This is a genomic window from Kitasatospora sp. Ki12 (genome assembly GCF_054601375.1).
Genome location: NZ_BAAIHT010000001.1, coordinates 2024162 through 2037703 on the forward strand (window position 1 = coordinate 2024162; position 13542 = coordinate 2037703).

Consider the following 13542-nt stretch of genomic DNA (forward strand, 5'->3'; position numbering starts at 1 on the left):
GGCGGGCGTCGAACCGGGCGCCCCGTGAAAGGGCTGTCCGGGTACCGACCCCGCCCCCGTCGTCGCCCCGCTCCGCGGGCGATTCCCGCCGCCCGGAGAGGAACTGCCGGCCATGGCCTGCGACCTCTGGCTCGTCCCGCTGGTGGACGTGCTGAGCCACAGCCCCGACAACCCCTTCCGGGACGACCTAGCCCTCTACAACTCGGTGTTGGTCTCGCGAGGGCTGCCCGAGGTGCCGGTCTACGAGTACGTCCCCGGCCTCAGCGGCGCCGTCGAGCCGATAGCCGCGTTCGACTACGACTCGCTGCACTTCCTGCGCCGCGCCTACCTGCTGGGCCTCACCGGCCTGGACATCACCCCGGTCGACGCGCTCGGCGGGGACTACGAGCAGCTGCTGGAGATGTTCGAGAGCAGCGCCGAACAGTCCCACCTGGTCTGGCACTTCGACCACGCGGGCGCGTACGTGCCGATCGAGTTCGCGGTGCCGCTGGTGGACGACGCGCTGCTCGCCACCGGCGGCCCGCTCGGCTCCAGCTACGGACTGCTGCGCGAACTCCAGGCCGTGGCACCGGCGCTGGGCATCGATCCGCTCAACCCGCCGGACCCGACTCGGCCGCTCGGCCCGACCGGTCTGGAGCAGCCGTTCGGGCCGCCGATCGACGACGTGCACCCCTTCGCCCGGGAGCGGCACGCCTGGTCGGGCCTGTACGCGGCGGCGACCAGGAGCGTCACCCAGGGCTCGATGATCGTCTTCGCGTAGCGTGACTGAGCGACTGAGCGACTGAACGCCTGAGCTGCCGCCGGGCGCCGACGCAGGAGGGGCAGGCGCTACCGCAGCGGCCCCTCCGGCGGCCGCTGGCGCGGCATGGTCGGCCGGGTGCCCGGCGGCGGCAGCACCCGCACCTGGGCGCCCACCCCGGGCTCGGAGCGCCCGCCCCAGCTCCCGGGGGCCTGGGTGGGCAGCTGGGTCATCGAGGCGCGGAACTCCAGCATCCACTCCGAGGTCTCGGTGCGGACCATGTCCGAGACGTCCTCGCAGAACCGGCGCAGCACGCCCAGGCAGCGCTCGGCGGCCTCGCCCGCGGTGCCCTCGGTCGGGCCGAGCACCTCGCGCACGCACTCCGAGGCCCAGTCGAACTGGAAGGCCTCCAGCCGGCGCTGCAGGGCCTGCCCGGTGGAGACGTCCCGCATCCAGCCGGAGGTGACGCCGAAGGCCCGGTCGACGCCGTAGCAGCCGGCGGAGAGCGCCAGGCCGACGTAGCCCCAGCTGGTGCCGTGCGCGAAGGCGCCGGCCAGGTCGACCAGCGGGGCGGTCACCCCGCCGACCGCGAACCCGGCCGTACCGAACCGCAGCAGCCGTGCCCAGCGGCGCTTCCAGACCCGGTCCCGGCGGTACCACTCGATCGCCTCGACCGCCCGCTCCTCGGACCAGCGGTAGAGCTCCTCCAGCCGCTCGGCGGGCTCGCCCCAGTCCCCGAGCGGGAACTGGCGGGTGCTCAGATCGGTCCGGTGGCGGGTGGAGGCGCGCCGGACCACGGCGGCGGCGGGCGGGTCCTCCTCGCCGATCTCCTTGCCCCAGGCACTCTCCTCGGGCTGCATTTCCGGCTGGCTCACCTGTGGGGCTCCCTGTGGCGGGCGGGCGGCTGGGTGCTGGCGGTGCATCGGCTGACGCTGGGTCTGCCGGTGGTTGTCCAACAGCACTTCTTACCGCCAAATGGCTGACCATGGGGGAGCTTCGTGGTTGATCGTTACCGGTTTCGGCCACCGGAACCCGAGGTGAGCGGGTTGCGGGGCCCGGCGGGATTTCACCCGTCCGAGCGAGGGCCCGGTGACCCGTGGTCGTGACCCGGGCACCGACCGCCGTCCGACCCCCTCCGGACTTGGAGGATCCTCCGGCATCCTCGGCGTACAAAGCGGTTCTCCTGGAGGATCCGACGGGACCGGAGAGCGGCCGGAACCGGCCACCGACTACTGTTGCGAGGCGTGAAGGTCCTCGTCATCGGCGGCGGCGCCCGCGAACACGCCCTGTGCCGCTCTCTGTCCCAAGATCCCGCCGTGACCGAGCTGCACTGTGCCCCGGGCAACGCCGGGATCGCACAGGTGGCGACGGTCCACCCGGTCGACCAGCTCGACGGTGCCCAGGTCACCGCCCTGGCCGAGCGGCTCGACGCCGCCCTGGTCGTGGTCGGCCCGGAGGCACCGCTCGTCGCCGGCGTGGCCGACGCCGTACGCGCGGCCGGCATCCCCGTCTTCGGCCCGTCCGGCGCCGCGGCCCAGCTGGAGGGCTCCAAGGCCTTCGCCAAGGACGTGATGGCCGGCGCCGGTGTCCCCACCGCCCGCTCCTACGTCTGCACCACCGCGGCGGAGGCCGCCGAGGCGCTGGACGCCTTCGGCGCCCCGTACGTGGTCAAGGACGACGGGCTGGCCGCCGGCAAGGGCGTGGTGGTCACCTCCGACCGCGCGGAGGCGCTGGAGCACGCGGCCTCCTGCGAGCGCGTGGTCATCGAGGAGTACCTGGACGGCCCCGAGGTCTCGCTGTTCGCGATCACCGACGGCACGACCGTCGTCCCGCTGCAGCCCGCGCAGGACTTCAAGCGCGCGCTGGACGGCGACGAGGGCCCCAACACCGGCGGCATGGGTGCCTACTCGCCGCTGCCGTGGGCGCCCGCCGGGCTGGTCGAGGAGGTCCTGGAGACCGTCCTGCAGCCGACCGTGGACGAGCTGCGCCGCCGCGGCACCGAGTTCTCCGGCCTGCTGTACGCGGGCCTGGCGCTCACCTCGCGCGGCACCCGGGTGATCGAGTTCAACGCCCGCTTCGGCGACCCGGAGACCCAGGTCGTGCTGGCCCGGCTGCGCACCCCGCTGGCCGCGGTGCTGCTGGCCTCCGCCACCGGCACCCTGGACCAGCTGGAGCCGCTGCGCTGGGACGAGGGCGCGGCCGTGACCGTGGTCGTCGCCTCCGAGGGCTACCCGGCCGCGCCGCGCACCGGCGACCCGATCGAGGGCCTGGCCGAGGCCGAGGCGGACGGCACCGCGTTCGTGCTGCACGCCGGGACGAAGGCGGGCGAGGACGGGCAGGTGCTGAGCGCCGGCGGCCGCGTGCTGTCGGTCACCGCGACCGGCGCCGACCTGGCCGAGGCGCGCGGGCACGCGTACGCCGCGGTGGACCGGATCTCCCTCAAGGGCGGTCAGCACCGCACCGACATCGCGCTGAAGGCGGCCACCGCGTAGCGACGTCAGGCCGCTGAGAGGCCGCTCGGAGGCTGTTCCGGGAGCGGCTCCGAGGCTGCTCCGAGAGCCGTTCCGAAGCTTGCCCCGAGGGCGCTGCGGGCCGTGGGAACCAACCCCCATGGACGCAGCGCCCTCGGCGTTTCGGGACTGGAGTGGTTCCCGGGGCGGACGCACCGTTCAGCCGACGGATTCCAGCCCATCGGGTGACAGCACCCGCATCCGGCTGACGTAACGGTCCGCCCGGCCTTATGGTGCGCTGGATCGCAGCGCGCGGGGGTCGCGCGCCGGGGTCGCCGCCGGGTAGCGGCGCTTCCGCGGGGGGATGCTGGACGGCGTCCGGCCGGGCGGTCGCCGGGTGCTTCGCACCGGACCGGTCGCGGGCGTCCGGAATTCGGGCGGCGTCACCGGGACGAGTGAGAACCGGGGAGATCCGGAACGACCACCCGCACCGGGGCGTCGAAAATGGCAGTAGCGCCACGCAGCATGCACTACCGGGATCGGACACCTCCGCTTCCCGGTCGGAACTGATCGTTTCGAGTCGGCTCAGGGCCCGTAGCCGGGCGCCCGAGGGCTCCGAAGGGGGTGCCGCACCGTATGGCCGCTGTCGACACCGCGCGCGCTCACGCCCACGCGGTCCTGCGCGTCCGAGGCCTCGCGCTGGCCGCCGCCGTCCTGCCCGCCGCCCTGGCGGTGGTCCTGCTCGCGGGCCGGTTCACCGGCCGGATCGGCGCGCCCGGGGCCGCCGACGCGGCCGGCTGGGACGCCGCCCGCTGGGTGGTCTGCGCGGTCGCCGGGGTGACCCTGCTGGTCGCCGGGCTGACCGCCCACGCCCTGCGCCGGGCCGAGCCGCCCCGGACCCCGGCCGTCCCGCTGGACCGCGCCGAGGCCCCCGAGCTGTACCGGCTGATCGACGAGCTGGCCGACCGGCTGGACGTCCCCGCGCCCTCCGCGATCGCCCTCACCCCGGACTGCGACAGCTGGCTGGAGGACGTCGCCCCGCCGCGCCGCGCGCACCCGCTGCGGCCGCACGAGGAGCCGCCCGCCCCGGTGCTGGTGATCGGCTCGCCCTTCCTCTGGTGGATGCGGGCCGGCGAGCTGCGCGCCCTGCTCGCCCCCGTGGTGGCCGGCGCCGCCGCCTCCGCCGACCCGGAGATCGCCGCCGCCCGCCGCTTCCTGCGCGGTCTGGACGCCTGCCTGGACTCCGGGCAGGGCGCGGCCCCCGGCCTCGGCGGCGGCACCCTGGCCGCCCCGCCCCGGCCGCCCCGGCGCGGTCCGGCCGCGCTCGCCGACCGGATCGCCCGGCGGATCACCCGCCGGCTGCTCGGCGCCTGCCGCGGCCACTCCGCCGAACTGGAGCGCGCCGTCGCGAGCTGGGCCTCCGAGCAGGCCAGGGCGGTCGACTACGGGCTGCGGATCGCCGCCCAGGAGCAGGTCGGCCTCGCCTACGCCGGCTGGGACCGGCTGCTCACCCGGGTCGCGCTGCCCGCCTGGCGGCTCGGCCGCCACCCGGCCCACCTCAACGCCGGCGTGGTCGCCGCCCTCACCGAGCTGTCCCGCCGCGACCGGCTGGCCGACGGCTACGGCAGCCGGCTCGGCGACCGCCCCGCCTGCGACCTGCTGGAGGAGCCCGGCTCCGTCGACCGGGCGGTCTCCCGGCTCGCCGCCGAGCTGTTCTTCGGCCGCCCGGCGGCCGGCGCCTGGCACGAGCTGGAGTGGGCCGACTACCCGGCCGAGGTGGTGGACGCCGGCTGGCGGGCGGGCGCCGCCGCGCTGCAGTCCGCCCTGGACCGGCTCGCCCCGCAGTCCCGGCCCGGCGCCCCGACCCTCACCAGGCTGCTGGTCCGGCTCGCCGAGGGCGACGGCGAGCGGCTGGCCGCCGCCCTCGCCGCCCAGCTGGCCCGCACCACCGCCCCGGCCCCGTTGCTGGAGCCCGACCGCAGCGGCCGCGACCTGCTGGTCGAGCACGTCACCGCGATGGTCTGCTGCGCGGCCGTGGACACCGCGGGCGGTGCTCCCGGCCTGGACTGGCTGGACGGTCCGGTGCTGCTGCTCGGCGGGGTCCGCCGCACCGACCTGGCCGGCCCGGTCGCCCAGGCCGTCGAACAGGGCCAGGACGGCCCGCTGCGGGCCTGGCTGGACGCGGCCGACGTCCGGCTGGAGAAGCCCGTCCGGCTGTGACCGTCCGGCTGTGACCGCCTGGCTGTGACCGTCCGGCTGTGACCGGTGGGGCGGCGCTCGACACCACCGCACGCGCCCCCGGTCGGTCCGGCCGCCGGTCGTCCTCGCAGGCCGGAGGCCCCCTCCGGGCGGGCCGTCAGATTCCCGGCACCAATTGCCACCGGAGGGTGACGAACCGGCAGCACTGTGTGGTGTATTAGACCGCACGCACATCCGGGGGGCACGTGCCAACCGGGCCTCGGGAGCCGAAGGGCGCGCCGGTGCCGGAAGCGACGAGCGCCGAGCCAGGACCGTCGACACCGGATCAGGGGCACCCGGAGGCGAACGAGGAGTCGCGGAAGTGCACCTGGGAGGGGCGCGTGGGGACGGAACTCAACCGCCGCTGGGAGTCCGGAACGCACGCCTACAGCGTCTCCGACCCCTTCGGCCAGGGCCCGCTGCCCTGGCTGCGCAGCCCGGACCAGTACCTGGCCGGGGCGGAGGGCGCCGTGCCCTGGTACGTCTCGGTGGACGCGCCCGGCCAGCGGCCGCTGACGGCCGGCCCCCTGCCCAAGCCCCCGGTCGGCACCCCGCAGAGCTCCAACGACGTCGACCAGCAGATCAAGGGCTTCGCCTCGGCCGGGGTGATCCGCCCCGGCGGCTCGGTGGACTTCCGGGTCACCGTCAACCCGCCCCGTGAGTTCACCGTGGACGTCTACCGGATCGGCCACTACGGCGGCGACGGCGCCCGCCACATCACCTCCAGCCCGCCGATCTCCGGCCTCGCCCAGCCAGCCCCGCTGGTGGTCGACCGGACGGTCTCCTGCCACCACTGGTGGCACTCCTGGCGCCTGCAGGTCCCGGCGCACTGGAAGCCCGGCGCGTACGTCGCCGTGCTGACCACGGCGGACCTGCTGCACCGCAGCCACATCCCGTTCACCGTGCGGGACTTCGAGGACCAGGGGCACACCGCCGAACTGCTCCTGGTGCTCCCGGACGTGACCTGGCAGGCGTACAACCTGTTCCCCGAGGACGGCCGCACCGGCGCCAGCCTCTACCACGCCTGGGACGGCCGGGGCGACCTGGTCGGCGAGCCGGAGGCGGCCGTCACGGTCTCCTTCGACCGTCCGCACGCCACCGCCGGACTGCCGCTGCACGTCGGCCACGCGTACGACTTCATCCGCTGGGCCGAGCGCTACGGCTACGACCTCTCCTACGCCACCGCCACCGACCTGCACGCCGGACTGGTCGACCCGTCCCGGCACCGGGCGCTGGTCTTCCCCGGCCACGACGAGTACTGGTCCGCGCCGATGCGCCGGGCCGCCGAGCGGGCCAGGGACGGCGGCACCTCGCTGGTGTTCCTGTCCGCCAACACCATGTACTGGCGGGTCGAGCTGACCGCCGCCGCCTCCGGCGAGCCCAACCGGCTGCTCAACTGCCGCAAGCGGCAGAAGGTCGGGCCCGGCAGCCCGGCCGCCGGCGCCACCGGCGCCGCCAGCGCGCTCTGGCGGGACGCGGGGGAGCCCGAGCAGCACCTGCTCGGGGTGCAGTACTCGGGCCGGGTGGCCGCGCCCGTCCCGCTGGTCGCCCGGCACACCGCGCACTGGCTCTGGGACGGCACCGGCCTGCAGGAGGGCGACGAGCTGCCCGGCCTGGTGGCCGGCGAGGCCGACCGGTACTACCCCAAGGTGGCGCTGCCCGAGCACACCGAGCGGGTGCTGCTGGCGCACTCGCCGTACCGGGACCTGGCCGGCCGCACCCGCTACCAGGAGACCTCGCTGTACCGGGCGCCCAGCGGCGCGTACGTCTTCGCGGCCGGCACCTTCGCCTGGTCGCCCGCGCTGGGCCGCCCGGGGCTGACCGACGAGCGGATCCAGCGGGCCACCGCCAACCTGCTGGACCGGCTCTGCAAGAACTGAGTTCCGGCGGGCGTGAAAGACTGCGGGGGCAGTGACCTCCCCTTTCGCCGTGCCCCACGCCCGCGAACGACCCCTGAGGACTGAACACCTTGAGCGGATTTGTCACCAAGCCCGAGCCGGTCCAGGTACCCGGCCTGGTCCACCTGCACACCGGCAAGGTGCGCGACCTCTACCGCACCGAGTCGGGAGAGCTGGTCATGGTGGCCAGCGACCGGACGTCCGCCCACGACTGGGTGCTGCCGAACGAGATCCCCGACAAGGGCCGCATCCTCACCCAGCTGTCGCTGTGGTGGTTCGAGCGGATCGCCGACATCGTCCCCAACCACGTGATCTCCACCGAGGTCCCGGCCGGCGCCCCCGCCGACTGGAAGGGCCGCACGCTGGTCTGCCGCAGCCTGGACATGATCCCGGTCGAGGCCGTCGCCCGCGGCTACCTGGCCGGCTCCGGCCTGAGCGAGTACGAGGAGAGCCGTACGGTCTGCGGCATCGCGCTGCCGGAGGGCCTGGAGAACAGCTCCGAGCTGCCCGCCCCGATCTACACCCCGGCGCTCAAGGCCGAGGTCGGCGAGCACGACGAGAACGTCCCCTACGAGGAGACCGCCCGCCGGATCGGCGCCGAGCTGGCCTCCCAGCTGCGCCGCACCACGCTGGACGTCTACGCCCGGGCCCGGGACATCGCGCGCGAGCGCGGCATCATCCTGGCCGACACCAAGTTCGAGTTCGGCCTGCTGGACGGCGAGCTGGTGATCGGCGACGAGGTGCTCACCCCGGACTCCTCCCGCTACTGGCCGGCCGACGAGTACCGGCCTGGCCGCTCGCAGTCGTCCTTCGACAAGCAGCTGATCCGCGACTGGCTGGTCTCCCCGGCCTCCGGCTGGGATCGCTACAGCGAGCAGCCGCCGCCGGCGCTGCCCGCCGAGGTGGTCGAGCTGACCCGCGCCAAGTACATCGACGTGTACGAGCGGCTGACCGGGACCACCTGGCAGTGACCCGGTGACGCCCGCGGGCGCGGCCGGTCAGATCCAGCCGTGCTCGCGGGCGATCCGCACCGCCGCGTGCCGGTTCTCCGCGCCCAGCTTGGTGGCCGCCGAGGACAGGTAGTTGCGGACGGTGCCCTGGGAGAGCGAGGCCCGCTCGGCGATCTCGACGATCGAGGTGCCGTCGGCGGCCAGCTCCAGGACGTCCGTCTCCCGCGGGGTCAGCGGGGTCTCCCCGGCGCTGATCGCGTCCGCCGCCAGCTCCGGGTCCACGTACCGGCCGCCGGAGCGCACGGTGCGGATGATGCCCGCCAGGTCCGCCGCCGAGACGGTCTTCGGCAGGAAGCCGCGCACCCCGACCTCCAGCGCCCGCTTCAGGTAGCCGGGGCGGCCGTGCCCGGTGACGATCATGCAGCGGCAGTCCGGCAGCAGCCGGCGCAGCTCGGCGGCCACCTCGATGCCGTCCTTGCCGGGCATCTGCAGGTCCAGCACCGCGACGTCCGGCCGGTGGGTACGGGCCATCGCGAGCGCCTCGGGGCCGGAGCCGGCCTGTGCGACCACCTCCAGGTCGTCCTCCAGCGAGAGCAGCGCGGCGAGCGCGCCCCGGATCAGGTGCTCGTCGTCGGCGAGCAGGACGCGGACGGGCGCGGTGGGGTCGGTCATCGGGTGGGGCCTTCCTCGGGTCGGCTCGGGTCGCTCGGGTCCGGCGGCGGGCGGACCGCTCAGGTCGCGCGGGCCGCGCGGGCCGCGCGGGCCGCTCGGTCCGCCTGGTCCGTTCGGTCCGCCTGGTCTGCGTGGCCCGCCTGGTCCGTCCGGTCCGCGTGGTCCGGCAGCGGGACGGTGGCGAGCATCCGGAAGGTGCCCGCCGCCGCGGGCGGCACGGTCAGCTCGCCGTCGTGGGCGGCGAGCCGCTCGCGCAGCCCGCGCAGCCCGGTGCCGCCGCCCTGGGAGGGGAGCGGCACGGCGGGCACCCCGTCATTCTCCAGCTCCAGCACCGCCCGGCCGTCCTCCCGGCGCAGCCGGATCAGGCAGCGCCCGGCCTCGCTGTGCCGCAGGACGTTGGTGGTGGCCTCGCGGATCACCCAGCCGAACACCGACTGGACCGGCGGCGGCAGTTCGTCGGCGTGCTCGCCGAGGTCGATCTCGCAGGCGACGTCGGCGGAGCGCAGCACCGCGCGGGCGCCGATCGCCTCGGCGTGCAGGTCGGCGGTGCGGTAGCCGCGGATGACCTCGCGGACCTCGCGCTGCGACTCCTGGGCGATCTTCTGCACCTCGGCCATCTGCTCGGCGGCCTCCGGGCGTCCGCGGCGGGCCAGTTGGACGGCGAGCTCGCTCTTCAGCGCGATGGTGGTGAGGTTGCGGCCCATCACGTCGTGCAGGTCGCGGGAGAAGCGCAGCCGCTCCTCGGCGACGGCCAGCCGGGACTGCGTCTCGCGGGCGCCGTCCAGTTCCCAGACCACCGCCGTCAGCCAGGCGAAGCTGCGGCAGCTCGCCGCGACGAAGGGCATCCCGAGCACGGTGCCGACCAGCTGTCCGGCGGTGCTGCCGACGCTCATCCCGGCCAGCATCATCGCCGGGGCGACCACCAGCGCGAGGACGACGGCGGCCGGGGCGGACCAGCGCAGCGGGAGGCCGATGGACAGCGGGGCGAAGGCGACGACCAGCAGGCCGGTGGTGAGGAGGAGGGTGGGCGGTGGAGCGGTGGGCCCGTCGATCGCCGGGCCGGTCAGCAGCAGCGCCCAGGCGCCGACGACGGTGACCGCGCCGTTGGCCAGGAGCCAGCGGTGGTGGTCGGTGGGCCGCCCCAGGTAGTGGTCGAGCGAGGTGCGGCAGGCCCGGATGCCCACCAGGGTGGTGGCCAGTGAGACGGCCAGGATGACCCGGGCGGAGCCGACCGGGTACTGCCCGGTCTGGGCGGCGAGGCCGAGCAGGGCCACCGGCAGCACGATCAGCGGCATCAGGTAGATCGACCAGCGGAAGTAGAGCTCGGCGCGCTTGGGCTTTCCGAAGCCCCGCCATCTGCGCAGTGGTGAACCCATGTTCAACGTGCTGCCCCCAGTTCGACCACGATCCTGCAGCTGCCTTCATATCAGAGGTCTGACTGGGGGTATTACCTTGATTTGCTGTCGGCCAATCAGCGACGCGGCTCCCAGCGGAAGTAGCGCACCGCGCCCCAGACCGCCAGGCCCAGCCAGACCGTCGCGGTGACCAGGTGCGGGGCCGCGGTGCCCCAGCTGCCGGCGAAGCCGGTCGCGGCGGACGAGCCGTCGGTGCCGAACCAGCCGACGCGGATCAGCTGGTAGGCCGGGGTGGTCGGCAGCAGGCGGCAGACGTCGGCCACCCGGTCGGGCATCACCTCCAGCGGGATGAACAGGCCGGAGCCGAGCTGGATGACCAGCATGATCGGCATGGTGGTGATGCCGGCGCTCTCCACCGTCTTGGTGAAGGAGCTGGACAGCGCGGCCATGGCGATCATGGTGGCCAGGATCAGCACCAGGCCGGCGAGCATCAGCAGCGGGTTGACCGGCACCGCCAGGTGCAGGGCGACGCTGCCGCCGATCCCGATCACGGCGGCCATCAGCAGCGCGAGCACCAGCGAGGGGACGGCCGTGCCGAGCATGATCTCGATGTCCCGGGCCTCGCCGGTGCGCAGCCGCTTGAGGACCAGCTCGCCGCGCCGGGCGACGTAGGCGGCGGTCAGGTTGTAGTAGACGACGAAGCCGAGCATCATCCCGACCGAGCCGTAGACCAGCAGCGAGTCGACGTCCAGCCCGGGGTGGTCCTCGGCCTGCTGGGTGAGCGTGCCCCGCAGCGTGAAGAGCAGGAACAGCGGCAGCAGCAGGGCGGTGAACAGGGCCGTGCGGTTGCGCAGCAGCAGGGTGGCCTCGGCGCGGCCGAGGGCGAGCAGCCGGCGGGCGGTGGTGCTGCGCGGGCCGGCGGTGGTGGGGCCGGTGGCGGTGGGGACGGCGGTGGTCATCGGGCGGATCCGATCAGGCGGCGGCGGGCGGTACGGGCGGGGGCGGCGGTCCCGGAGGGCGGTGCGGCCTGCGGCGGGGCCTGGTTGGCGGCCTCGGAGGCGATGGCGAGGAAGGCCTCCTCCAGCGAGGCGCTGCGGGCGTCCAGGGCGCCGAGCGCGATGCCGTGCCGGTGGGCCCAGCCGAGCAGGTCGTAGAGGGTCTGCTGGAGGTCGGTGGTCTGCACGGTGACCTTGCGGCCGTCGACGGCGACCTCGGCGGCCAGCGGCGGGAGCGAGGCGCCGCCGAACGCGGGCAGCTCGAAGGAGATCCGGGACGGCCGTCCGGCGATCACCTCGGCGACGGTGCCGCTGGTGACGACCCGGCCGCCGTGCATGATGGCCAGCCGGTCGGCCAGCTCCTCGGCCTCCTCCAGGTAGTGCGTGGTGAGCAGCACGGTGGTGCCCTGGGCGCGCAGTTCGCGGACCAGCCGCCAGACGGCGGCGCGCGCCTCCGGGTCGAGGCCGGTGCTGGGCTCGTCGAGGAACAGCACCTCGGGGCGGCCGAGCAGGGCCATCGCGAGGTCGAGCCGGCGCCGTTCGCCGCCGGACAGCTGCTTGACCCGGACGTCGCGGCGGTGGGCGAGGCCGACCAGCTCCAGGGCCTCCTCGACCGGGCGGGTGCCGCTGGTCATGCCGGCCCAGGCGCGGCCGGTCTCGGCGGCGGTGAGGTCGCCGGGGAAGCCGCCCTCCTGGAGCATGATGCCGATCCGCGGGCGGACCGCGGCGCGCTCCCGGTGGGGGTCGTGGCCGAGCACCCGGACGGTGCCGCCGCTGGGGGCGGCCAGGCCCTCGATGAGTTCCATGGTGGAGGTCTTGCCGGCCCCGTTGGTGCCGAGCAGGGCGAACAGCTCGCCGCGGCCGACGGTCAGGTCGACGCCCTGGACGGCGTGGTAGCCGGTGGTGCCACTGCCGTAGCGGCGGTGCAGGTCGGTGACCTCGATCACGCTGTCGTCGGGGCGGGAGGGCTGGCTCGTTTCCATGCCCCAAGCCTTCCGCCGCCCGGGCCCCGCGGGCAGTGCGGGCCGTCATGACATCGCGGTGGGGATCCACGGGTGGGCGATGACAAATGTCATGGGCCATTTCGTGGGGGAATGCCGCGCGGAGGGAATGCCGAAGGGCCCCCTCGATCGAGGGGGCCCTTCGTTTCTGAGCGGACGACGAGATTCGAACTCGCGACCCTCACCTTGGCAAGGTGATGCTCTACCAACTGAGCCACGTCCGCAGGTCAAACTATTGAGTTGTGCTGTGCTCGCGCACTGCGAGCGGACGACGAGATTCGAACTCGCGACCCTCACCTTGGCAAGGTGATGCTCTACCAACTGAGCCACGTCCGCACGGTGCCTGGTGGGGCACCCGCCGCCTCTCCGGATCTCTCCGTTGCGGCGACGAGGAATACTCTACAGCATCTTTCGGGGTGGTCGCCCCACCCTTTCGGTCCAGGGCGGGCGGGGCGACCGGGGGCCCGCCTTCGGGCCGGCCCCGGGGGTCAGTTCGCCGCGGCGAACTCCTCGTACACGTGCTTGGGGATGCGGCCGCGGGCCGGCAGCTCCATGCCGCGGGACTGGGCCCAGGCGCGGACGGCGGCCGGGTCCGGGGTGAGGGCGGTGCGGCGGAAGGACTTTCCGGTGCGGCTCTGACGGCGTCCGGCGGCGACGAACGGGGCGAGCGCCTCGCGCAGCTTTTCCGCGTTGTCCAGGGACAGGTCGATCTCGTACGACTTCCCGTCGACGCCGAAGTGGACGGTTTCCGCGGCAGCGCCGCCGTCCAGGTCGTCGGAGAGCGTGACAACTACACGCTGAGCCATGGGTGTCAATCCTCTCGGCAATTCGGCCACCGGTCCGCGGGGGTACGCCCGGGGCCTGATGTGCACCAACTCGCGCAAGCGCATACGGGCAGGCCCGTTGGCCCGCCTGATACGCAGCACTTGCCGCGACAGGTGGCCCTATTCTGCACCCGAAGGGGGTCGAAATCGAAGAGTCCGGCATTCTTTTCCGGATATTCACGTGTCTTCGCGGGACTGCCGGATACCGATGTGCGGGACGGGCGGATCTGTCCCCAAGTGCCGTATTCGGGTGTTCTCCGGGCGGGGCCGTTCCGGGCGCCGAAACCGTCGAAACCGGCCCGCCGGGGCGGGGGGTGGGGGCGCCGGATCCCTTGGGGCGTAAGGGTCGGGGGTCTACGCGCGTCGCTATCCCCGGCCAGCAATGCCGCCCGAAACCACCGGTAGTCTGGAGTTCCCCCG

The 13542-nt window shown here is 74.4% G+C and carries 11 protein-coding genes and 2 tRNA genes; 5 read left to right on the forward strand and 8 right to left on the reverse strand.

All coding sequences use genetic code 11. From position 1 onward, the window contains the following. The first annotated feature begins 112 nt into the window (after positions 1–112). Complete coding sequence (locus tag ACYP53_RS08815; protein ID WP_459647079.1) at positions 113–760, forward strand: hypothetical protein; 648 nt, start codon at positions 113–115, stop codon at positions 758–760. Positions 761–828: 68 nt separating this feature from the next. Here ACYP53_RS08815 and ACYP53_RS08820 read toward each other — a convergent pair whose 3' ends face one another. Next, complete coding sequence (locus tag ACYP53_RS08820; protein ID WP_229928216.1) at positions 829–1614, reverse strand: SLATT domain-containing protein; 786 nt, start codon at positions 1612–1614, stop codon at positions 829–831. A 369-nt stretch (positions 1615–1983) separates the two neighbouring features. On the opposite strand from ACYP53_RS08820, the gene purD reads away from it, so the two are divergent. The 4 genes from purD to ACYP53_RS08840 all read left to right on the forward strand — a co-directional run bounded on the left by purD (position 1984) and on the right by ACYP53_RS08840 (position 8296). Further along, the gene (purD, locus tag ACYP53_RS08825; protein WP_189913228.1) at positions 1984–3231 is read left to right on the forward strand and encodes a phosphoribosylamine--glycine ligase; all 1248 of its coding nucleotides are present in this window, start codon (positions 1984–1986) and stop codon (positions 3229–3231) included. 594 nt (positions 3232–3825) lie between these two features. Further along, on the forward strand, positions 3826–5409 hold the full coding sequence (locus ACYP53_RS08830; RefSeq protein WP_189913227.1) for a M48 family metalloprotease: 1584 nt from the start codon (positions 3826–3828) through the stop codon (positions 5407–5409). A gap of 359 nt (positions 5410–5768) precedes the next feature. Then, positions 5769–7307 carry a N,N-dimethylformamidase beta subunit family domain-containing protein gene (locus ACYP53_RS08835; RefSeq protein ID WP_189913226.1) on the forward strand — a complete coding sequence of 513 codons (1539 nt, stop codon included), beginning with the start codon at positions 5769–5771 and terminating at the stop codon, positions 7305–7307. An 89-nt stretch (positions 7308–7396) separates the two neighbouring features. After that, complete coding sequence (locus ACYP53_RS08840) at positions 7397–8296, forward strand: phosphoribosylaminoimidazolesuccinocarboxamide synthase (RefSeq protein WP_189913225.1); 900 nt, start codon at positions 7397–7399, stop codon at positions 8294–8296. A 27-nt stretch (positions 8297–8323) separates the two neighbouring features. Here the strand turns inward: ACYP53_RS08840 and ACYP53_RS08845 are convergent, their stop codons facing one another. The 7 genes from ACYP53_RS08845 to ACYP53_RS08875 form a co-directional block, all read right to left on the reverse strand. After that, positions 8324–8947, reverse strand: coding sequence for a response regulator (locus tag ACYP53_RS08845; protein ID WP_459647080.1), 624 nt, complete (start codon positions 8945–8947; stop codon positions 8324–8326). A 59-nt stretch (positions 8948–9006) separates the two neighbouring features. Further along, the gene (locus ACYP53_RS08850) at positions 9007–10323 is read right to left on the reverse strand and encodes a sensor histidine kinase (RefSeq protein WP_459647081.1); all 1317 of its coding nucleotides are present in this window, start codon (positions 10321–10323) and stop codon (positions 9007–9009) included. Positions 10324–10418: 95 nt separating this feature from the next. Beyond that, positions 10419–11261, reverse strand: coding sequence for an ABC transporter permease (locus ACYP53_RS08855; RefSeq protein WP_459647082.1), 843 nt, complete (start codon positions 11259–11261; stop codon positions 10419–10421). Next, entirely contained in the window at positions 11258–12280 is a 1023-nt protein-coding gene (locus ACYP53_RS08860; protein WP_459647083.1) for an ABC transporter ATP-binding protein, read from the reverse strand. Before ACYP53_RS08860 ends, ACYP53_RS08855 begins: the two co-directional genes overlap by 4 nt. Positions 12281–12449: 169 nt before the next feature. Beyond that, positions 12450–12522 (reverse strand) — tRNA-Gly (locus ACYP53_RS08865). 39 nt (positions 12523–12561) lie between these two features. Then, a tRNA-Gly gene (locus tag ACYP53_RS08870) sits at positions 12562–12634 on the reverse strand. Between the two features lie 152 nt (positions 12635–12786). Beyond that, a complete protein-coding gene (locus ACYP53_RS08875) occupies positions 12787–13104 on the reverse strand; it encodes a histone-like nucleoid-structuring protein Lsr2 (RefSeq protein ID WP_189913220.1) in 318 nt (105 codons plus the stop codon). Positions 13105–13542 lie beyond the last annotated feature (438 nt).